General features: G+C 63.6%; 13 protein-coding genes. 3 read left to right on the top strand and 10 right to left on the bottom strand.

Annotated elements, in window-relative coordinates; genetic code table 11:
- Window positions 1-29: 29 nt before the first annotated feature.
- The 4 genes from R3F72_RS06775 to R3F72_RS06790 form a co-directional block, all read right to left on the bottom strand.
- A complete protein-coding gene (locus tag R3F72_RS06775) occupies window positions 30-893 on the bottom strand; it encodes a D-amino-acid transaminase (RefSeq protein WP_303854653.1) in 864 nt (287 codons plus the stop codon).
- Window positions 894-999: 106 nt separating this feature from the next.
- Window positions 1000-1980 carry an N-acetyl-D-Glu racemase DgcA gene (gene dgcA / locus R3F72_RS06780; RefSeq protein WP_322527539.1) on the bottom strand — a complete coding sequence of 327 codons (981 nt, stop codon included), beginning with the start codon at window positions 1978-1980 and terminating at the stop codon, window positions 1000-1002.
- Window positions 1974-2975 carry an N-acetyltransferase DgcN gene (gene dgcN / locus R3F72_RS06785; protein WP_332779256.1) on the bottom strand — a complete coding sequence of 334 codons (1002 nt, stop codon included), beginning with the start codon at window positions 2973-2975 and terminating at the stop codon, window positions 1974-1976. The genes dgcA and dgcN overlap by 7 nt, the downstream gene beginning before the upstream one ends.
- A gap of 97 nt (window positions 2976-3072) precedes the next feature.
- Window positions 3073-4389, bottom strand: coding sequence for a M18 family aminopeptidase (locus R3F72_RS06790; RefSeq protein ID WP_303854656.1), 1317 nt, complete (start codon window positions 4387-4389; stop codon window positions 3073-3075).
- A gap of 133 nt (window positions 4390-4522) precedes the next feature.
- Between R3F72_RS06790 and R3F72_RS06795 the strand changes: the two genes are divergently transcribed.
- The 3 genes from R3F72_RS06795 (at window position 4523) to R3F72_RS06805 (ending at window position 10342) form a co-directional block, all read left to right on the top strand.
- Complete coding sequence (locus tag R3F72_RS06795) at window positions 4523-6649, top strand: carboxy terminal-processing peptidase (protein ID WP_332779257.1); 2127 nt, start codon at window positions 4523-4525, stop codon at window positions 6647-6649.
- A gap of 215 nt (window positions 6650-6864) precedes the next feature.
- Complete coding sequence (ligB, locus tag R3F72_RS06800) at window positions 6865-8778, top strand: NAD-dependent DNA ligase LigB (protein ID WP_332779258.1); 1914 nt, start codon at window positions 6865-6867, stop codon at window positions 8776-8778.
- A 319-nt stretch (window positions 8779-9097) separates the two neighbouring features.
- Window positions 9098-10342, top strand: a complete 1245-nt coding sequence (locus tag R3F72_RS06805; RefSeq protein WP_332779259.1) for a capsular polysaccharide export protein, LipB/KpsS family — start codon at window positions 9098-9100, stop codon at window positions 10340-10342.
- Between the two features lie 141 nt (window positions 10343-10483).
- On the opposite strand, the gene R3F72_RS06810 is transcribed toward R3F72_RS06805, so the two are convergent.
- From R3F72_RS06810 to R3F72_RS06835, 6 genes are all read right to left on the bottom strand, one after another.
- Window positions 10484-11434, bottom strand: coding sequence for a glycosyltransferase family 2 protein (locus R3F72_RS06810; RefSeq protein WP_332779260.1), 951 nt, complete (start codon window positions 11432-11434; stop codon window positions 10484-10486).
- Between the two features lie 119 nt (window positions 11435-11553).
- Window positions 11554-12582, bottom strand: coding sequence for a glycosyltransferase (locus R3F72_RS06815; RefSeq protein WP_332779261.1), 1029 nt, complete (start codon window positions 12580-12582; stop codon window positions 11554-11556).
- Between the two features lie 45 nt (window positions 12583-12627).
- Window positions 12628-14943, bottom strand: coding sequence for a glycosyltransferase family 2 protein (locus tag R3F72_RS06820; protein ID WP_332779262.1), 2316 nt, complete (start codon window positions 14941-14943; stop codon window positions 12628-12630).
- A gap of 10 nt (window positions 14944-14953) precedes the next feature.
- Entirely contained in the window at window positions 14954-16801 is a 1848-nt protein-coding gene (locus tag R3F72_RS06825) for a glycosyltransferase family 2 protein (protein ID WP_332779263.1), read from the bottom strand.
- Between the two features lie 35 nt (window positions 16802-16836).
- Window positions 16837-17829, bottom strand: a complete 993-nt coding sequence (locus R3F72_RS06830) for a glycosyltransferase family 2 protein (protein WP_179208958.1) — start codon at window positions 17827-17829, stop codon at window positions 16837-16839.
- Between the two features lie 226 nt (window positions 17830-18055).
- Window positions 18056-20362: a rhamnan synthesis F family protein gene (locus R3F72_RS06835; protein WP_332779264.1), complete on the bottom strand. Its 2307-nt coding sequence runs from the start codon at window positions 20360-20362 to the stop codon at window positions 18056-18058.
- Window positions 20363-20380 lie beyond the last annotated feature (18 nt).

The following is a 20380-nucleotide window of genomic DNA, read 5'->3' on the forward strand; positions in this document are numbered from 1 at the left end:
CTGTCGATTCGCGCAGCCTGCCGCACGATTCAGATGGCGCGACGGCGACTCTCTTCGATGTAGGCTCCACGCAGCTTTCGCGCCACCTCGCCGGGACGGCCGCCTGCGACCGGCACACCGTCGATCGCCACGACCGGCGTGACGAACGATGACGCCGACGTCACGAAGCACTCTCTGGCATTTTGTGCTTCCTCGACGCTGAAGGCCCGCTCCTCGACGCGCAGAGACAGCGTCTGGGCGAGCTCCAGAACGACGGCACGAGTAATGCCGGGGAGAATGGCGTGGGAGAGCTCTCGCGTCACCAGCGCTCCGTCGTGGGTCAGCATCCACGCGTTGTTCGATGCTCCTTCGGTTACCAGCCCCTCCTCGACCATCCAGGCATCGTCGGCACCGGCCGCCGTCGCCGCCATCTTGGCCATCACGGGGTAGAGCAGCTGCACCGTCTTGATGTCGCGTCGCGTCCAGCGCCAGTCGGGTTGCGTCGCGACACGAATGCCCTCGCGGCCACTGCGGCTGTCGACGAGGGCCTTGGCCTGGGTGAACAGCACCAGCGTCGGCGGCGTATCGGCGCCAGGATAGTGGAAGTCCCGATCACCGGCGCTACCTCGCGTCAGCTGGAGGTAGACCATGCCCTCCTCGAGCGCGTTGCGCCGGATCAATTCGCGATGGATCGTCAGCAGCGCATCGTCATCCCACGGCAACGCCATCTCGAGTTCACCCGCCGAGCGCTTCAAGCGCCGCATATGGCCGGAAAAATCGATCAGCTTGCCCTCCAGCACCGAACAAACCTCGTAGACGCCATCGGCAAACAGGAAGCCGCGATCGAAGACCGATACCTTGGCGTCCTGTTCCGCGACGTAGTCGCCATTCACGTAGACCGTGCGCTGTGTCATCTCATGCCGTCTCTATGTCTGTCTTCACGTTCAGGTTCGCCTTCATGTTTACGTCTTCCGCTGAATCCGCGCCGGGGTACAGAACCTGGTTCATGATAGCGATCGCTCAGCCCCACAATGCCGACGTCGCCGGATGGATGCCTTCAGCATCGAAACGCATGCCGTGCTCGCGATCCTGTGCCAGCAATAACGGGCCATCGAGATCGACCACCGCCGCCCCCTGCGCCACCAGCAGCGCCGGCGCCATCGACAGCGACGACCCCACCATGCAGCCGACCATGATCTCGAACCCGCTTGCCAGCGCTTCCCGCTTGAGCGCCAGTGCTTCGGTCAAGCCGCCGGTCTTGTCGAGCTTGATGTTGATCATGTCGTAGCGGCCGACCAGATCGGGTAGCGACGTGCGGTCGTGGCACGCTTCGTCGGCACACACCGGCAGCGGACGCTCGATCTCCGCCAACGGCGCATCCTGGCCCGCCGGCAGCGGCTGCTCGACCATGCTGATTCCCAGCGACACCAGCGTCGGCGCCAGACGTTCGTAGGCGTCGCGATCCCAGCCCTCGTTGGCGTCGACGATGATCCGTGCCTCGGGTGCGCCCTCGCGAACGGCCTCGAGGCGCTCGATATCCCCCTCGCCGCCCAGCTTCAGCTTGAGCAGCGGCCGAGCGGCGTGGCGCCGGGCCTTCTCGCGCATGGCATCGGGTGACTCCAGCGACAGCGTGAAAGCGGTGATCTCGGCCCTGGGCGCGTCAAGACCGGCGAGTTTCCACACCGGCTTGCCAGCGGACTTGGCTTCCATATCCCAGAACGCGCAGTCGAGCGCATTGCGTGCCGCACCGGCCGGCAGTCGCGACTGCAGTTCGAGACGATCCATGCCCTGCGCCAGCGCATCACGCATCGACTCGATCTGGGCGATGACGCTATCGACCGACTCGCCGTAGTGGGCATAGGGCACGCATTCACCGCGGCCGGCATGAGCGCCATCGCTCAGCGTCGCGACCACGACTCGCGCCTCGCTGCGTGAACCGCGGGAGATGGTGAAGACTTCGGCGAGCGGAAAGACCTGCTCCTCGACGCTCAGCTTCAGCATGCCAGCACCGCCGCGGCCAGCCGATCCGCGCCCTGCCGGTAGGGATCGACACACGGCAATCCCAGCCGCGATTCGAGCGCCTCCAGATACCGGTCTGCCTCGTCGACCGCCATGTTGGAGGTATTGACCGAGACACCGACGACCTGGCACGCCGGGTTCACCACCTGCGCCAGCGGCAGCGCCGTATCGCGTAGCTGTTCCAGCGTCGGCAGCGAATAGTGCGGCAACCCTCGCATATGGGTGCGCGTCGGCTCATGGCACAGGATTAGCGCGTCCGGCTGGCCACCGTGGATCAATGCCATGGTGACGCCGGAATAGGAAGGGTGGAACAGACTGCCCTGCCCTTCGATGATATCCCAGTGATCGTCGTCGTTGTCCGGCGTCAGCCACTCGATCGAACCCGCCATGAAATCGGCGATGACGGCATCCAGCGGCACGCCTTCGCCGGTGATCAGAATCCCGGTCTGGCCGGTGGCACGGAAACTCGACTTCGCGCCGCGCTCGCGCAGGGCGATGTCCAGCGCCAGCGCCGTGTACATCTTGCCGATGGAGCAGTCGGTACCCACGGCCAGACAGCGCTTGCCACGGCGCTTCTTGCCGTCGCCAATCGGATACTGGACCTGCGGCACGCGCACGTCGATCAGGCGCCCGCCATGCTTCTCCGCCGCCGCCACCAGCTCCGGCTCGTCACGCAGCAGATTGTGCAGCCCGGAAGCGATATCCATGCCGGCTGCCAGCGCCTCTTTGAGCACCACGATCCAACTGCGGGAAATCACCCCGCCGCGATTGGCCGCACCGATCACCAGCGTCCTGGCACCCTGCGCCACGGCCGCGTCGATATCGAGATCCGGCAGTTTCATGTCCGCCTGGCATCCGGGTAACCGGTACTGCCCCAGCGCATACTCCGGGCGCCAGTCGCGAATGCCCTGGGCGACCTTGGCGGACAGCGGATCGGGCACGTCGCCCAGGAACAGCAAATAGGGAGTCTTGAGCATGTCATCACTACTCGTTCAATGTGAAAAGAGCCGACCCGCAAACGGTCGGCACCGAACGTCATCCTGCACCGCCATCAGCCAGTTTGACTGACGAGACTCAACCGGTCATCAGGTCGGCTCGATTGAAGAACGTGGTCAACGCCCGGACCAGATATTGCGGATCGCGCGTACCGGCCGTCTCGCGAATCGAGTGCATGCCGAACTGCGGCACGCCCACGTCGATGGTCGGCACGCCAAGCTCGGTGGCGGTGATCGGGCCGATGGTGCTGCCGCAGCCCATGTCCGCGCGGGTCACGAACTGCTGCACCGGCACGTCGGCTTCACGGCAGATATCCTGGAACAGTGCCGCCGTGGCGCTGTTGGTGGCGTAACGCTGGCTGGCGTTGACCTTGATCACCGGCCCGGCGTTGAGCGACGGCCCATGATTGGCGTCGTGCTTGTCGGCGAAGTTGGGGTGCACGGCGTGGGCGTTGTCGCAGGAGATCATCAGGGAGCGCTGGATCAACCGTACGAACCCTTCGTCGCCGGGCTCGCCGAGTGCCGCGTTCACGCGGCGCAGCACGTCGGCCAGAAACGGCCCCTGGGCGCCACAGGCACTGGCACTGCCGACTTCCTCATGATCATTGGCCACGAACAGCGCGCCCTGCTGGCCATCGGCAGCCAACAGCGCTTCGACACCGATGAAGCAGGAAAGCAGGTTGTCGAGTCGCGCGCTGGCGATCATTTCCCTGTTGATGCCGACCCGAGCCGGCGGCTGGACGTCGTAGAAGCCCAGCTCGAAGTCGACGATGTCCGCCACCTCGATGGCGTGCTCGCGCTCGATCCACTGTTTGAGCAGGTGATCGAAATCCGGCGCATCGCCGCCCTGCATCAGCAGCGGTGCCATCTGCGTCTGCGCATTAAGGACACGACCGTTGTTGGCTTCGCGATCCATATGGATCGCCAGGCTGGGGATGATCGCCACTGGCTCACCCATATTGAGCAAAACCCCTTGCAGACGGCCATCGGTTCGGCGAACGTGAACCCGACCGGCGATCCCCAGGTCGCGATCGAACCACGGCGACAGCAACGCACCGCCATAGACCTGGACACCCAACTGCAGCCAGCCCTTGTTGACGATCGCCGGTTGCGGCTTGAGCCGCAGCGCCGGGCTATCCGTATGAGCGCCGACCATGCGCATCGCCTCGAGCGGCGAAGCCGGCAACTGGAACGCGATCAAGGCACTATCGTTACGCGTCACGTAATATTTGTCGCCTCGTGTTAACTTCCAGCTGTCAGTTTCCTTGAGGGGCCGATATCCTGCCGCCTCCAGCCGTGTCACGAGGTTGGCGGTGGCGTGCCAGGGAGAAGGCGAGCGCTGGAGGAAATCGAGCAAGCGATCTTCGAGAGCCTTGTCGGCGGCGTGTTCTGACATGGGTTTCCTCGGATGTCGGTCTGTAGTCACGCGGACTGACTGCTACAATGGGTCCCGGACCTGAAAAAGATTCATGGATCCGGTGGTCTTCTAGGGAATAGAGAGTGTACAGGAAACCGGGAGTGCTTCATTGATGACCCTGACTGCCGCCGCTCGGTACGCGGCCATGTGTTTGCTATTGCTGGCATGGAGCGTCACGGCGCTAGCCGGTCCCACCCCAACGGACGATCAGCGTCAGGCGGCAAGCGAGGTCGCCGAGTCACTGCAATATGGCCACTACGCCGACGTCGATCTCGACGACGATTGGTCGAAGCGAGCCTTTCAACGTCTGCTGGACGTGCTGGACGATCAGCGCGCTTATCTGCTGCAACGAGACGTCGACAATTTCAGCGACCTGGAAACGTCACTCGATGATGCCGTCAAGTCCGGTGCTCTGGACCGCGTCTATGCATTCTATTCACACTATCAGGATCGCGTGGAAGCCCGGCTCCAGTGGCTGGTAGACAAGGTCGATCAAGGCGTCGACTACGCCTACACCAGCAACGAGCGCCTGGCGCTCGACCGGGAAGACTCTCCTTGGGCGGGCAGCGAGGGAGCGCTCGACGAGCTCTGGAACAAACGGCTGGAGAACGCCGCCCTGACGCTTTTCTTGAGCGACCAATCTCCCGAGGAGATCCAGAAGACGCTCCACGACCGCTACGCCAATCAGCTCAATCGCGTGCGCCAGACCAACGCCGAAGACGTGCTCGTGCTGTTGATGGCAGCGGTCACCGGCACGATCGACCCGCATACCGAATACTTTTCCCCGCAGCAGAGCGAATCCTTCGATATCCAGATGCGCCTCTCGCTGGAAGGGATCGGCGCGCTGCTGCAGAGCGACGGCGAGTACGTCAAGGTATCGAGCCTGGTACCCGGCGGCCCCGCCGACAAGGCCGGGGCACTGCAACCGGCGGATCGCATTGTTGCCGTCGGCCAGAACGAAGACGGCGACATGGTCAACGTGGTCGGCATGCGTCTCGATGAAGTGGTCGACCTGATTCGTGGCCCGAAAGGCTCGACGGTGCGACTCGACATCATCCCGGCCAAGGCCGTCGACGTGACCCGCACGCACACCATCCGGATCACGCGAGATACCGTCAAGCTCGAGGATCAGGCCGCCCATAGCCGGGTGGAAGAGATCCAGCGTGACGGCACGACGCACAAGATCGGCATCATCACCGTGCCGGCATTCTACGTCGACTTCGACGCCTGGCAGGCGGGCGAGTCCGACTACCGCAGCACCACCCGGGACGTGGCCAAGGAGATCGACAAGCTCAAGGCGCAGAACGTCGAAGGCATCGTGCTCGATCTGCGCAATGACGGCGGCGGCGCGCTCCAGGAAGCCAACTCGATGATCGGCCTGTTCATCGACCGGGGCCCCACCGTACAGGTCCGCGATGCCGGCGGACGCATCAATCTCTACGGCGATACCGACGCCGGGGTGGCCTACGAAGGTCCGCTGGCGGTGCTGGTCAACCGGCTTTCCGCTTCCGCCTCGGAGATCTTCGCCGGCGCGATCCAGGATTACGGTCGCGGCCTGGTGGTCGGCAGCCGCACGTTCGGCAAGGGCACCGTCCAGACACTGACCGACCTGAGCCACGGCCAGATCAAGCTGACCCGCGCCAAGTTCTATCGCATTTCCGGCGAAAGCACGCAGCATCGCGGTGTCGAGCCGGACATCCTGTTCCCGAGTCTGATCGACCCCGACGAGATCGGCGAAAGCGCCCTCGACAACGCCCTCCCCTGGGATCGCGTCCGCCCGGTGCAGTATCGTCTTTACGGTGAGCCGTGGCGCTACCTGGAAGCGCTGCAGGATCGCCACGAGCAGCGCATCGCCAACGACCCGGACTTCGTCTACCTGGAGAAGCAGGCTCAGTTGAGCAAGCGGCTGCGCGATCAACAGACCAGCATCAGCCTCAACAAGGAGCAGCGTCAGCGCGAGATGGATGCCCAGGAGACCGAGCAGCTGGCGCTCGAGAACCAGCGTCGTAGGGCGCTGGGCATGGAACCGCTCGATCACTGGACCGATGCCCGCGAACAGGACGAGACGTCAAGCAACGACCAGACCGACACCAGCGACCAGAGCAGCGACAGCGGCAGCGGCAGCGGCAGCGGCAAGGACGATGCCAATGCCGAAGACGCCAACCCGACCGATCGCGCCGAACTGCAGGAAACCTCCCAGATCCTGCTGGACTACATTCAGTTGAAGTCCAACGGATGATCGGCGGCGCTCCGGCCCGTCGCCGGAACGCCGACCCGTAGCTGCCGGCGCTCGATCTCCAGCCTGACCGAAGCCTCGCGAAGACATTCGCGGGGCTTTTTTGATCAATCGGTCGTGGCAACTCACGGCATTAATGGTTCGAAACCCGAACTCTCGGTATTCAGAAAATCGCCGGCCGGTCGTTGTACGTTTAAAAGACCCGAGAGAGCGATGCCATGATTGCGATATTGATCCGGGCCGCGGCCCTCGTCTGGCTGGGGCTGGCCGGGCTTGCCCAGGCCGACCCGGCTCATGACGACCCGATTCAGGCCGATACGGTTCATGACGACACGGTTCAGGCCGACACGATTCATGACGACGATGACCAGACGGCTCGTCACGCCACCACAGCAAACCCATCATGCCCGCCGGGGGCGACACGACCACGGCAGCAAGACGCCCTGACCACGCTGGCCCGGCAGCTCGAAGCATGGGACGAGGCGTATTATCAGCGTGGCGAGCGTCTCGTTGACGATGGCGTCTACGACGAAGCCAAACGCCGCTGGCAACGCTGGCGAGACTGTCTTAAACCCCTCGATCTCAAACCCCTCGGTCTCGATCCTGCCGCCGAGCCATCCCGCCAGCCTACGCCGGCTTCCTCCCGGGACGAGCTCGAACATCCCTTCGCCCAGACCGGACTCGACAAGCTGCCCGATCGCCAGGCCGTCGGCGAATGGCTTGCCAGGCAGTCGGACCAGACGCTTTGGATCCAGCCCAAGGTAGACGGCGTTGCCGTGTCGCTCGTGTACCGGAATGGCGAGCTCGAGACCGCCATCAGTCGTGGCGACGGAGAAACAGGCCAGGACTGGACGCGTCAGGTCAGGCAGATCGAGAGCCTTCCCCAGCACCTGCCGACCGACGAACCGGTCACCTTGCAGGGAGAGCTCTATCTTCGTCTTCCCGGTCACGTACAGGCCCGGGATGGCGGCGTCTCCGCGCGCTCCGAGGTGGCCGGGCTGCTGAACCGACACGAGCTGTCCGCGGAGGCAGCTCGTGACATCGGCTTTTTTGCCTGGGCCTGGCCGGATGGCCCTGCCAGCGGCGAACGTCGGCTCCAGCAACTGGCCGATCTCGGCTTTGGCGACACGGCCAGATACACCCGAACGGTCTCGCAGCTATCGGAAGTCGTGCAGTGGCGCGACCGCTGGTATCACGCCCCGCTGCCGTTCGCCTCCGATGGTGTCGTCATCAAGCGCAGCCACAGGCCTCCCGGGGCGCGCTGGCAGGCAGCGCCGCCGAGCTGGGCTATCGCCTGGAAATACCCGGCGGCGCAGACGCTGGCCGTGGTCGAAGCGATCGACGTTTCGATCGGCCGCACCGGACGCCTCACGCCCATCGCCCAGCTCGATCCCGTCCTGCTCGACGATCGGGAGGTCAGTTCGGTGAGCCTGGGGTCGCTGGCGCATTGGCAGGAACTGGACGTTCGCCCCGGCGATCAGGTATCGCTCTCGCTCGCTGGCGCGACCATTCCCCAGATCGAACGCGTGGTCATCCCGGCAACGCCGCGCCAGGCGCTGACGCTTCCCGATGCCGAACGCTACGATGCGCTCTCCTGCCTGACATTGATGCCCGGCTGTCGCGAACAGTTTCTGGCCCGCCTGGCATGGCTCGGCAGCGAGGATGGCCTGGACATGAGCGGCATCGGCCCTGCCAGCTGGGCTGCGCTGGTCGATGCCGGCCTGGTCGATGATCTGCTGGATTGGCGGCAGTTGCGTGCGGAGCAGTTGCAAACGCTGCCTGGCGTCGGGGAAGCCCGCGCCCGGCAGTGGATCGACGCCTTCCGTGCCGCCGAAAGGAGGGATCGGACGCGATGGCTCATCGCCCTCGGCCTGCCGTCGATACCGGATGAAGTGCGTCGAGCCGCCTTGGCAGCGCCACTCGCCGCCTTGCGAGATCGTTCCGAACAGGGCTGGCAGACGTACGCCGGCATCGGCGCCACTCGCAGTGCGCAGTTGGTGGCGTTCTTCCACGATCCGACCATCGGCGCCCTGCTGGCCTCCCTGCCGCCATCTTCATCAGTCTCGCCGTCAACCCCGTCGTCAGCGCCATCGTCAACCTCGCTGTCAACTTCTCCTGCCAGACGGCCTTGACTTGCCAGACGACCTTGACGGGCTGAGAAGCCTCATCTTTCCAATACGATGTAAACCACCGCCCGATTCACGAAAACGCGGCATGGCAGGCAAGCCAGGCCGCGCTACAGTCGAGACGTGCCTGCATCTTCCGGAGCCGGGCGGCGGCGCCGGCACGCCGTCGGCAGTACGCCTCCGACCGGCGGGTCGACGCCACCAATGCCCATGATTCCTCTCCCGGATGCATCCTGAAGGCATATTCCCAACCACGATGTCGACGACGGCCGATTCCCGCATCATCGCAGAGTCGCCAAAGCGTCCGACACAGACAGGGATCGACATGATGTTTCCGGCGAGGCGAGCCTTCCTGTTCCTTCAAGGGCCCCGCTCCCCGTTTTTCCATCAGCTCGGGCAGCGGCTCAGTGACGATGGCCACAAGGTCGTCAAGGTCAACTTCAGCACCGGCGACCAGGCCGGGTGGCATGGCAAGTCGACGGAGACCTTTCGAGATCCCTGGCCCATGCTGGGGGAATTCGTCACCGATCTATGGCGACGCCACGACATTACCGACCAGATCGCCTTCGACGACTGCCGCCCCGCCCACAAGGCGGTGATGCCCGCGGCACGCCGGCGCGGCATACGCAATCATGTCCTGGAATCGGGCTACTTCCAGCCCTACTGGGTCACGCTGGAACGTGAAGGCGCCCATGGCCATTCGCTGCTGCCGAAGGACCCGGAGTGGTATCACAGCGTCGGCCCGACCCTCCCTCGGGCCTTGCCACCCCGCCCCTTCCCGCAGCCGTTTGCCATGCGCGCCGTCCATGATGCCGGCTATCGTCTGGCACAGCTCGCCAACCCGTTGATGTTCTGGCACACCCGCGGCCAAGCCGAACTGCCCCGGGACGTGAGCTACCGCGGAGGCACGAGACGGCTTCTCGGCCGGCGTCAGGCCGCCAGCCGTTGCCGGGCGCTGCTCGATGACGGCCGACCGTTCTATCTCTTCCCGCTGCAGCCCGACGATGACCGTCGGACTCGCTTCCATTCGTCCTACGCCAGCGGGTGGAAAGCCGTGGAGCAAGTCGTCGATTCCTTTGCCCGCTTTGCCCCGGAGCGTACACGTCTGGCAATCGTCGGCCCGGCCGACGACATGCCCGGCCACCGGCGCCGCCTGCGCAAGCTGGCCGTGGAAACCGATATCGGCGATCGCCTGGTCTTCCTGCCCGGCGGCAACCTGAGCACGCTGATTGATCACGCCTCAGGCCTGGTAACGATCAACGGCAGCGAAGGGCTCATGGCGCTCGAAAGCGAATGCCCCACGCTCGCGCTCGGCAATGCCATCTACCGCATGCCCGGGCTCACCTCGCCCAGCTCGCTCGACGACTTCTGGCGTCATCCGATCGGTCCGGACAAGCGGCTGTTCCGAAGTTTTGCCAGGGTCGTCATTCACGCGACCCAGATCAACGGGGGCTTCTTCAGCCGCGAAGGTATCGATCTGGCGGTGATCAATGCGGTATCCCACCTGACCGAGAACGTCTCCCCCATCGAGCGCCTGCTCTGGGATTCCCGCCTCCCGGTCGCCTCCTAGCGCCTGCGCCTGTTGCCGTTTCAGCGCGAACCGCGCTGCCGCACCAATGACGCCAGGCCCGGCTCGATCGCAAGGGCCTGAAACGGAAAGCGGCCAGGTGGATGCCACCTGGCCGCTACGCTTCCCCGTGGAAAGTTCGGTCTACTGGTTGGCTGGCACCAGCGCCCGTCCGATATCGATGCGGGGCTTCACCATCAATTTGGTGAACGCCATCAGCACCATCTCCTCGATGGCCGGCCCCATGTCCTGCTTGAGCGCCTCATAACTCGGGTAGCTCGGCTCGGGGGCGATACACATCTCGAAGAAGTGCTGCCGGTTGATGTGCGGGTTATCTATGAAGAACTGGCTCAGGCGGTTGTGCTTCTCCTGCTTCGCGGCGCTGGAAACGTAGTTGCCGATCCTGGCGAAGAACTGCTCCACGCTGCGCAGCGGAAGATGATAGATGCAGGCCTCCCACTCCCGGGCGAAATCCATGATCTCGGGCTCGGGCTCCAGCACCGTGCCATCCTGTTTCGCCATCAACCAGTGATAGCCCATGTGGAGCCGATGAGACTGGCGATAGACGAACAGCGCCTTGGTATCGGAAGCCTGCTCGCCCAGCGACCAGTACTCGGCTTCCAGCAGCTTGCCTTCGAGATCTTCCTGATAGGCAATGGATTCCTGACAGATGACGTTGATCCACGGCAACCGGAAGTAGAAGCGCTTGAGGTTCTCCTCGCCCGGAAAACGCTGCGCGAACGCCGCATAGAAATCCTTGACCGTCAGGCCTTTCTTGAAAGTCAGGAACTCGTCGGCATCGAAGCCGTAAACGACGTTGTAGCAATCCTTCTTCAGATAGAGCTCCAGCGCGCCGTTGATATAGTCTGCCTTGCGCCTGGAGAAGCCCTGCTCGTCCTCGATCTCGACGAAGGCCACCTCTTTTTCCGGATAGCGTTCTCGCAGCTCGGCGACACAGTCCCGTAGAAAATCATGCTCGATATGGCTAAGCACGATGAGCCGGTCGAATCCCAGTCGCAGGTGGTGCAGGCAGGAAGCGAAGACGACGTCTTCTTCTCCCCGAACCATCGTGATGGCGGTAAATTCAAGTTTCATCGTGAAGTTTCCTGTCAATGTCAAAGGTTCTCGTCGCCCGGAGGCGACGCAGATCGGGAACGTTTGCCGTCATCATCCGAACGGGATCGGGCCGGTGATTTCTGCCTCACAACGCAGCGTCAGCGTCTCACCCACCAGAAGGCTCGGGCCTTCTCCGGATTGCCGATATCGAGCGCCTTGCGGGCCGCGTTCTGCGCCATGAGTCGCGCACCGGCCGGATCGTCGATCAACTGCTGCATCGCCGAACGCCAAGCCTCGGGGGTATCCTCGACCAGCAAGCCGTCTTCGCCTTGCGAGACGATTTCACGGTAAGGAGAGCGGGCGCTGTAGAGCCCCACGCTGCCCATCGCGGCGTTATCCAGAAACTTGATGTAGGTCTTGCCGGCATTGAATGGGGTATCGCGCATCGGCGTCAGGCTGATATGCATGCGCTGCCGGTCGCGATAGCGCTGGAAGGCCCGCCAGCCTAGCGGCTTGGGAGTGCGTACCCGCTGCAGCCCCCGCAGCGAGACCGGCGAAAAGCCTCCCAGCATGATCTCGAACATCAACGCCTTGTTGCGTTCGTGAATATCGACCAGGGCCGGCGTGATGTTCTCGAGATCGGCCAGGTGGGCACGCGAGCCATGGAACCCGACGCGCGGCGCCGACTGGATGAAATGATCGTGGGTGGGCATCGGCGCGATCAGCGATGGCGCCAGCAGCGAGACCGAATCGTGGCGCCGGCTGAAGTGCTTCGCCAACGGCTCGCAGCAGGCGATCACTTCGTCGGCGATCGCCAGCAGGCGCGGCTGCACGTGGGACGACACGTGCGCCATGCGCCGCCGGTAGGTTTCCGGCAGCTTTTCGTCCAGCGCGGCGGCATCGATATCGTCGTCGATCAGATAGCGAATGGTGGCCACGCGGTGCCGGTTGTCTTCCAGCCACGAGATCCAGGCGCCGTTGAGAGATCGGCAGACGAGGATATGGGCATTGCGCAGCTCGCCCACCAGCCACGGCATGCACATGACCGGCAGCCGCCAGTAGCTGGTGTCGATACGCTTGACCTCGATGCCACGTGATTGCAGCCACGGTGCCACCGATTTCAGGAAGTAGATATCTTCGGTCGGGCAGGTTCCATCACTCAAAACCACCCAGCGCGGATAGTTCATGATCAGTCCCCTCGTAGGCTGGATTGTCATTCCTTTCGCGACGGTTCAACGCAGCGAAAAGTCCTCGTAAGTCAGTGTCAGGCTGGGGTGGTAGGCCGGATCGTCGAACAGCCGATGACGCCACCGGCGACGCATGTAATCCGCCTCCCGGGTCGCTCGCAGGCGCTTGGCACTGGTATCGTCGGCGCCCCGGGAGACGGACTCGTGGTGGTAGAGTTCGGCAAACGGCGTCCATAGATTGCGGTATCCCGCTTCCTGCACCTTGAGGCAGAAATCGACGTCGTTGAACGCGACCGCCAGGTTCTCTTCGTCCAGCCCGCCGACGGCATCGAATAGCGACTTGCGTACCACCAGACACGCCGCTGTCACGGCGGAAAAGTTCTGGACGAGATGCAGCCGGCTGAAATAACCGGGTTCGTGGCGCGAGAAATACTTGTGCGCATGACCCGCGACACCGCCCACACCCAGCAGCACCCCGCCGTGCTGGACCGTGCCGTCGGGGTAGTAGAGCTTGGCACCGACGCAGCCGATCTCCTCGCGACAGGCCTGGCTTACCATCTCCTCCAGCCAATCCTCGTTGATCGGTTCGATGTCGTTGTTGATCAGCCCCAGGATGTCGCCGCGCGCGTGACGAGCGCCGAAATTGTTGATCGCCGAGTAGTTGAACGGGTATGGCCACGACAGCACGCGAACTCGCGCATCCCTGGCGATCTCGTCCAGGAAGGCCAGGGTCTCGCGGCAGGTGGAGCCGTTGTCGAGAATCAGCACTTCCAGCCGCGAATAGCGTGTGCGTTCGAGCAGTGCCTCGACACAAGGCCGCAGGATCGACACCTGGTCGCGCGTCGGAATGAGCAGACTCACCAGCGGCGCCGGGTCGGGAAGCGGCCAGCGAATCCGATAAGTATTGGGATACTTGCCCGGCTCGGCGCGCGCCCCCGCGGTATGCCGGTCCAGATGATCCTGCACCGCACGCAGACCGGCGCCGGCGGTATAGCGCTTCTCCACGGCCGCGGCTGCCGTCGAGCCCTGGCCGGCGTGCCAGTGATAAAGCACCCTGGGGATCCTGACGATTCGATCCACCGCGAGCCCAGCGCAGAATCGCAGGGTCAGGTCGTGATCCTGGCTGCCCTCGAAGCCCTGGCGGAAACCGCCGATGGCCCGCACTCTCGACGTCCGATAAACGCCGAGATGGGAGATATAGTTCTGGCCCAGCAACAGATCCGGGTTCCAGGCCGGCTTGAAGTGGGGATCGTAACGCTCGTCGAACCCATCGACCTTGTCCTCGTCGCTGTAGAGCAGCTCTGCCTGCGGTTGCTCCTGCAGCGTCTCGACGACGTGATAGAGCGCCTCCGGTACCAGCCGGTCATCATGATCCAGCAGTGCCACGTACTCGCCCCGGGCACGTGCCAGCGCGCTGTTGCTCGCCGCACAGATATGGCCATTGGTCGGTCGAAACACTACGTCGATGCGCGAATCCCGCTCGGCGTAACGGGAAAGCGTTTCCCGGATTCGCGGATCGGTGGAGGCATCGTCGGCGATACACAGCTGCCAGTGCGGATAGCGCTGCGCCAGGACCGATTCGATACAACGTTCGAGGTCTTCGGGCGCCGGGTCATAGGTCGGCAGCAGAATCGAGATCAGCGGCCGATAGGAAAATGCCGCCAGCTGGTGCGCCATCTGCTCGGCGGACAGCACGGGCTGCTGTGCCAGCCACTGCCGATAGCTCTTGCGCGGGCACAGCCGGACGAACGTCTCCTCGTACTGCCGAAGGGCAAGCGCTCGCCAATGGACGTTCTGCTCTCTGGCACGCTGCTTCAGCTGCGGCAGAATGTCGGTCTTGGGAGTCTCGAGCCACTGGCCGTGCAGATTGGCCAGGCGCTGGGCCAGGCGGTCGTAGGCAAACCACGGGCTCAGCCAGACCAGTCTCAGATGCTCGACGGCGAAGCACCCCTCGGTTTCCAGCGGGTCGAACCGAATCGCCCGGACACCCGCGCCGATGTAACAGAGCCGCTTGGCGGTCCGTCCCGGCTTGAGCGTCAGGTAGAAGCTCTCCGCCTCGTTGAAGCCTCGCCCCGTATCGACGTACAACCGCACCGCCCCGCTCGGCTGGTCATGCCGAATCGTGACTTCGAGCATGTTCCAGCCGGGCATCGGCAGATGGCGCTTCCAGGCGAACTGGGGGTCGTTGCCCGTCGAACGCCAGACGTACTGGCGAGCCGTGTCCGCCTCTTCCTGCGTCAGCCGCTCGAGATGGTAGAGCGGCTTCAGGCGTGGGTGACAGACGATCCGCGTGGTGCGATTCAGGCCACGCCAGAACATCCAGTGCTTGGCGTCCGATACCGGCGACAGAGAAGTCTGCATGGCGTATCCCTCAAGGTTCCAGCACGGGCTGAAGGGAAGCGGTTCGATGCACGCGGTGCCGACCCAGGGACTGTTGGGTCAGGGTCACGCGGCAGTCGACGATGTCGCCGGGCACGGCTTCCAACGGCAGATGGAAACCCACGTAGGCGCCCCGCGGCGCGCCCCAGCGCAGCATGCCGGGGCGCAGCGCATTGGCCAGCGTGCGGCCGACCTTGCGATCGTTGACCCAGACCTCGATCTCGACCGGGCTGTCATCGGTGGCCCACCACGCCCATCCCACCACCTTGTCGGCCACGCACTGCTGAATCGCCCCATGCACGAACGGCCGACCCTGCCGGAAAAGCCCCAGCCGCAGCTCGAAGAGCCGCTGGCTCTCCCGATAGAGCTGGAAGTCCTCCGCGTTCAGCTCCCGCAAGGCCAGCTCGTCGGCCAGATCGATGTCGTAGACGTGATCGACGGAGGCGTGCCCCAGGTTTTCGGCCATGCCGGGTATCTGCCAGCCGTAGAGATCGTTCAGGATCGCCAGCGATTCCGCGTACCGTTCCGTCAACCCGATAAATCCCAGTGCCTCGAGCCGCGTCGACTCCAGAAATCGGCTCTGGCGATTGATCATGTCGTGACGCCGATAGAACGCTGAGAACGAATCCTGGTAGCCGTGGTGGCGCACGAAGTGGTGATATTCGGACGCCAGCCGCTGCAAGGGGTCGCGCACGAACGAAAAGCAGTGGCGCATGCCCGCCAGATGGGCATATTTATCCAACCGAACGTGCCCACCCAGCAGCTGTACATTCTGTTCGGAGAGAATCTGCCAGAGCCGCCAGACGTCGCGCCGTTCGTAGACCCAGCGCACCACCATGGGGGCGGTTTCGCGCTGCTTTTCCCCGTAGTCGTGCCAGACCTGGTCCTCGCCGAGGTGCGCCCTGGCCCCTAGCCGGAAGCTGGTTCCCGCGGTCTTGGGAATGTGAACGAAGAAGCAGGGCTGGCGCCGGGGCGCGACCATTTCCGGCAGCAGCTCACAGCTGGCCTGACGCACCCGGCTCAACAGCTCGGGCGAGAAGCGAACGCTCACCTCGTTCATGTCGTGGTTGCGGAAATAGTCCAGATCGCGGGAGTGCGCCGGCCCCAGGTTGGCGCGGCCGCGCGTCATCTTGGTATCGACGAACTCTTCGTACGATTTGATGTTGTAGTGGTAGATTTTCAGCGGGGTGTCGACCACGCGCTCGGTACGGCCGGATTTCACCTTGCCTTCCAGGAAATCCGCTTGCTGACCGTTGGCGGTGAGATAGCGATAGCCGGGCTTGAGCTCCGCCGTATGCGCGGTCATTGACAGCACCAGCGACGGTTTGACGATCGACTTTACGTGACAATTGACGACGCGCTCGCTGTCGCTCGCCAGGCGGAAGCGCTCCAGGACACCGCCGGGCTGGCGAAAGCGCATGCCCGACGAGCCGAAGATCCGCCAGTTGATCGCCACGGCGCCCACATCATGGGAGGCCAGGGTCGGCGCCAGCCATTCCAGCGGACGGTCACAGTTCGGGTGCACCAGGAATTCGTCGACATCCAGGAACGCCATGTAGGTGGCCTCCCGCCCGTGATGCTCCAGCACATGCTGGTACCACAGCGTCTGCGCCTTCTCCTCAGGCTCCCACTGCCGCACGGTGACCAGTCCCTGGCGTTGCCACTTCGCCAGCAGCAGATCGGTACCATCGGTGCTGCCATGGTCGGCAATGTAGAAATGCTCGAAGCCGATCAGGCGGTGATAGGCGATCCACTCGGCCAGATAGGGCCGCTCGTTCTTGACGATGGCGACGATGGCGAAGCGATAACGGGCTTGATTGGCAGTAGTACGTGAAATCATCGGCGTAAGTTTCCCAGGCAACACGAACTCGGCGACTATTTCGCCGAACTCAGGACCGGGCCGACGTCCACTCGATGGCGGTAAATGAATCGAGTGATGGCCCGAATCTTTCTATCGGTAATGGCTTCACCGAAGACGTCTGCAGCTTCGGCGAGACTTGCAAATCTTGGCTGGCTGGCGGTACACGCCGAAAACAGCGCATCGGCAATATCGAAAGGCAATTCGGCATGGGCGGGAGACTGGCCCGAGCCGGTCTGGATCATCACGCGCCGCATGGGCCCTTCCAGGCGCGCCCGGAACTGATCCGGGCTGCGCAACGGCACGTGATAGACGCACGCCCCGCTGGCCTCGACGAACTTCAGCGTCTCGGGATCCGGCAGTACCGGAACATCCTTCTCGCCGGCGAAAGCCTGGTGATAGGCCATGTGAACCCGCGTACCGGAACGCTTGCGGAACAGCACCTTGTGGCGGCTGTTCTGGCGGGTATCGACGCAGAGATAGTCCCCGTCGAGAAACTGCCCGCTCAGATCCCGCTCCGCGTAGTGGCGGCGTTGGGGGATCAGGTTCAGCCACGGCAGCGCAAAGCACTCCCCGACCGCGCCCTCTCGCGCACCGGCGGGCAGGCCGGCCAGGAAGGCGGCGAAGAAGTCGCCGATCGAGGCATGACTTCCCAACGACAGGAACTCGTCGGCATCGAAGCAGTAGACGTAGTTCTCCTTCTTGGGGTCGATGAACAGCGACAGCGCCCGATTGACGTAGAAGGCCTTGCGCCGCCCGAAGTGCCCCTGGCTTTCGAGCTCGACGAGGTCGACTTCCACCGCAGGGAAATCGCGACGCAACTTGTCGATACACTGACGCAGGAAGTCATGTTCCAGATAACTGATCACGATCAGACGCTGGAACCCCAGTCGCGCATGGTGAAGCAGCGACGACCACACGATATCGCTCTCGCCGCGCACCATAGTGAGGGCGGTGAAACAGATGTTCGGCGTGGAACGAGAATCCGCGCGCTTTGAATCGACTGTCACGCTCTCCCCCTCAACCGCTAAATATGTCGCAGGATCGGCACTGGAGATCGATAACGGATCTCCATCTGCTCTTTCGTCAATCGACCGACGGTGAACGAATCCGCTGGCGATGCATCGGCTCGTCGTCATCGGCGACAGGGCCCGCCACCCGGCCAACGCTCACCACTTAGTGGCCAGCGCTCACCACCGAGCGGCCAGCGCCGGCGCCGAGTGGCCAGCCACGATGTCATTCGCCGATGAACGGATTTCTTCCGACTTCGCTGATCAGCCGGCCCCACTTGAGTATCTGCATCTCGTCCAGCGCGTCCGCGCCATGCAGCGCCGGCGGGAATCCCAGGGCCGCCCACTTGTCCATCGGATGGAGGATGTGGAAGGTCGTCAGCCCCAGGTCGCCCGGCATCTGGGCGTCCGCGACCACGTTGTCGCCGATGTGCAGGTGACGATCGATCCCTTCGTTGGCCAGGTCCTGTTTCACCTTGACCCACATCGAGCCGTTATCCTTGCGCGCCTGCTCTTCGCTGGAGACCATCAGCCGATAGGCAGCGGCAACGCCGGCCTTGCGCAGCATCAGCCCCACCTGCTCGCGGTTGTAATAGCTGTCGGAAATGACCCAGAGGATGTGCCCCTGCGCGGCGAGATGGTTGAACAGCTCGACCATCTCGTCCTTGGGCTGGATCATTTCGAGATCGAGTTCGTACTCCAGCGCCATCCACTCCTGCGCGGTGTCCGGGCTGACGTCCAGCTGGTCGGCCAGCTCGTCGTAGATCGCCTCGATGCGCACGTCGCCCTGGAAGTTGGCACGTCGGCGCAGGGTCGATTCGGCATCGTTGCGCAACTTGACGAAGGCCTGTGCGGAGGGAACGATCCCCTGTTCCGCCAACATCTTGCCCAGCTTCAGCTTGGCGTAATCCGGCATGGTGTATTCGCGGCGCACCAGGGTGTCGAACACATCGAAACTGATGCAGGCATGCGCCTGGATGCTGGCGATATGCTGCTCCAGCCGGCCGTGATAGCTGGCGGTGATATAGCCGTTGTCCGTGGTGAACTGCCCGGTTGGCGGATAGAAGAACAGCTGCCGGAAGCCGTGATGCTCGGCCAGCGGCCCCAGCACGCGCTCGAGGGCGTGAAGCATCGAGTTGTCGTTGGGCAACGGCTCTTCCGGGAAATCCTCGTAGGTCCAGGTCTGGTCCAGCACACCGTTCATCGCCTCGGGGCGCGACCAGAACATGCCGCCGGCGGGATAGCTCAGGAACTCGGGAATGTGGCCCAGCCCCAGCTTCTCCTGCCATTCGCGCATGAAACCCTTGTTCATGGTCTGATGGTTGACCCAGGAAGGCATCATCCAGAACGTCGTCGGGTAGTAGAGTCCGAGGGATTCGTCGGCGGCGAAAGCGTTCAGCAATCGCGTGATGACGGAAGTATCGCGAAGCAGATATTCGATCAGATACTCCGCCCACTGCGTCTGTTCCTTGCCCGAATAGAGCGACTTCTTCGAATGCAGGTGGCAGAACAGATCGTACTCCTGCAGGGCCTGGCCATACTCCACCAGCACCGGGCCGAAGTTGCGGCCGCGGTTGGGCACGACGCGAGTCTCGAGCTTGCCGACCCGCGCATGCTCGCCGAACAGCTGCCGGGCACGCGTCTCGAAGCTGGCATCCGCCAGCGTGAGATAGACGTCGACGGTCACCGGGAACCGCTCGATGGCCTGAGCAAAGCGATCCAGAAAATCGACATAGAAGACATGCAGGCAGAGCGCGACCTTCAGCTCGCTCGCTGCCGGCGTCAGCCTCTTGCCGGGCGTGACGATCTCCCGGGGGAACCAGCGCACCGTGGCGGGCACATGCTGCCGTCCTTCGCTACGCCCATGCAGCAGATAGTGCTGAAGCGGGCTCTGCTGGGCATGAAAGACATCGATGTACATCCGATGATAGGTTTCGCTGTCGAAGCGCGGCGAGGGGTTGACCGGCGCGAAGCGGGACTTGCGAAGATAGTCGTCGAACGCCTCACGCTGCGTCGAGAAGCGCAGCCCGTATGTCGTCTGATACCATTTGGGATCGAACAGACCCGTGTTCAGCGCATCCATGAACGCCTGGCTCATCATGGCGGCATGGGCCCCGCCTTCACGTGCGGTATCCCCCAGCGGCAGCTCGATGGCCTCGGACTCGACGGCTTCCGGATTGACGATTTCCGGACCGAGGACATCAGAGCTTGCCACTTCCTCGACGATGGCCGCCGAAGCGGGGTCGACAGGCGATGTCACCTTGTCGCTGCCGTCGGCGTCGGTCGAGGAAAGATCGTCGTTGACCGCCTCGCCCTCCGCGACGACGAACGTTTCGGTCACGGTAACCAGATTTTTGTCATCGGGGACGGACTCTTTGCGCGGCTGATCCTCGATGCCGCTCTCCGGCACGACGATATTGTCGTCCATTCCCACGACCTCTTCCGCCGCCAGACGTTTCTTGCGCGCCTGACTGGCGAACTGGGTCTGAAATAGCCACGGTAGTAGCGATATCATCTTTCCCGTTGGTTTCATGTGGGCCCCCACCTCTCG

Source organism: Salinicola sp. 4072, assembly GCF_036663415.1.
In the GTDB taxonomy this organism is placed as follows: domain Bacteria; phylum Pseudomonadota; class Gammaproteobacteria; order Pseudomonadales; family Halomonadaceae; genus Salinicola; species Salinicola salarius_A.

Excerpts from the sequence above, each read along its gene's own strand:
- R3F72_RS06775 (WP_303854653.1), bottom strand. The coding sequence starts at position 893 with ATGACACAGCGCACGGTCTACGTGAATGGCGACTACGTCGCGGAACAG.
- dgcA (WP_322527539.1), bottom strand. The coding sequence starts at position 1,980 with ATGCTGAAGCTGAGCGTCGAGGAGCAGGTCTTTCCGCTCGCCGAAGTC.
- dgcN (WP_332779256.1), bottom strand. The coding sequence starts at position 2,975 with ATGCTCAAGACTCCCTATTTGCTGTTCCTGGGCGACGTGCCCGATCCG.
- R3F72_RS06790 (WP_303854656.1), bottom strand. The coding sequence starts at position 4,389 with ATGTCAGAACACGCCGCCGACAAGGCTCTCGAAGATCGCTTGCTCGAT.
- R3F72_RS06795 (WP_332779257.1), top strand. The coding sequence starts at position 4,523 with ATGACCCTGACTGCCGCCGCTCGGTACGCGGCCATGTGTTTGCTATTG.
- ligB (WP_332779258.1), top strand. The coding sequence starts at position 6,865 with ATGATTGCGATATTGATCCGGGCCGCGGCCCTCGTCTGGCTGGGGCTG.
- R3F72_RS06805 (WP_332779259.1), top strand. The coding sequence starts at position 9,098 with ATGATGTTTCCGGCGAGGCGAGCCTTCCTGTTCCTTCAAGGGCCCCGC.
- R3F72_RS06810 (WP_332779260.1), bottom strand. The coding sequence starts at position 11,434 with ATGAAACTTGAATTTACCGCCATCACGATGGTTCGGGGAGAAGAAGAC.
- R3F72_RS06815 (WP_332779261.1), bottom strand. The coding sequence starts at position 12,582 with ATGAACTATCCGCGCTGGGTGGTTTTGAGTGATGGAACCTGCCCGACC.
- R3F72_RS06820 (WP_332779262.1), bottom strand. The coding sequence starts at position 14,943 with ATGCAGACTTCTCTGTCGCCGGTATCGGACGCCAAGCACTGGATGTTC.
- R3F72_RS06825 (WP_332779263.1), bottom strand. The coding sequence starts at position 16,801 with ATGATTTCACGTACTACTGCCAATCAAGCCCGTTATCGCTTCGCCATC.
- R3F72_RS06835 (WP_332779264.1), bottom strand. The coding sequence starts at position 20,362 with ATGAAACCAACGGGAAAGATGATATCGCTACTACCGTGGCTATTTCAG.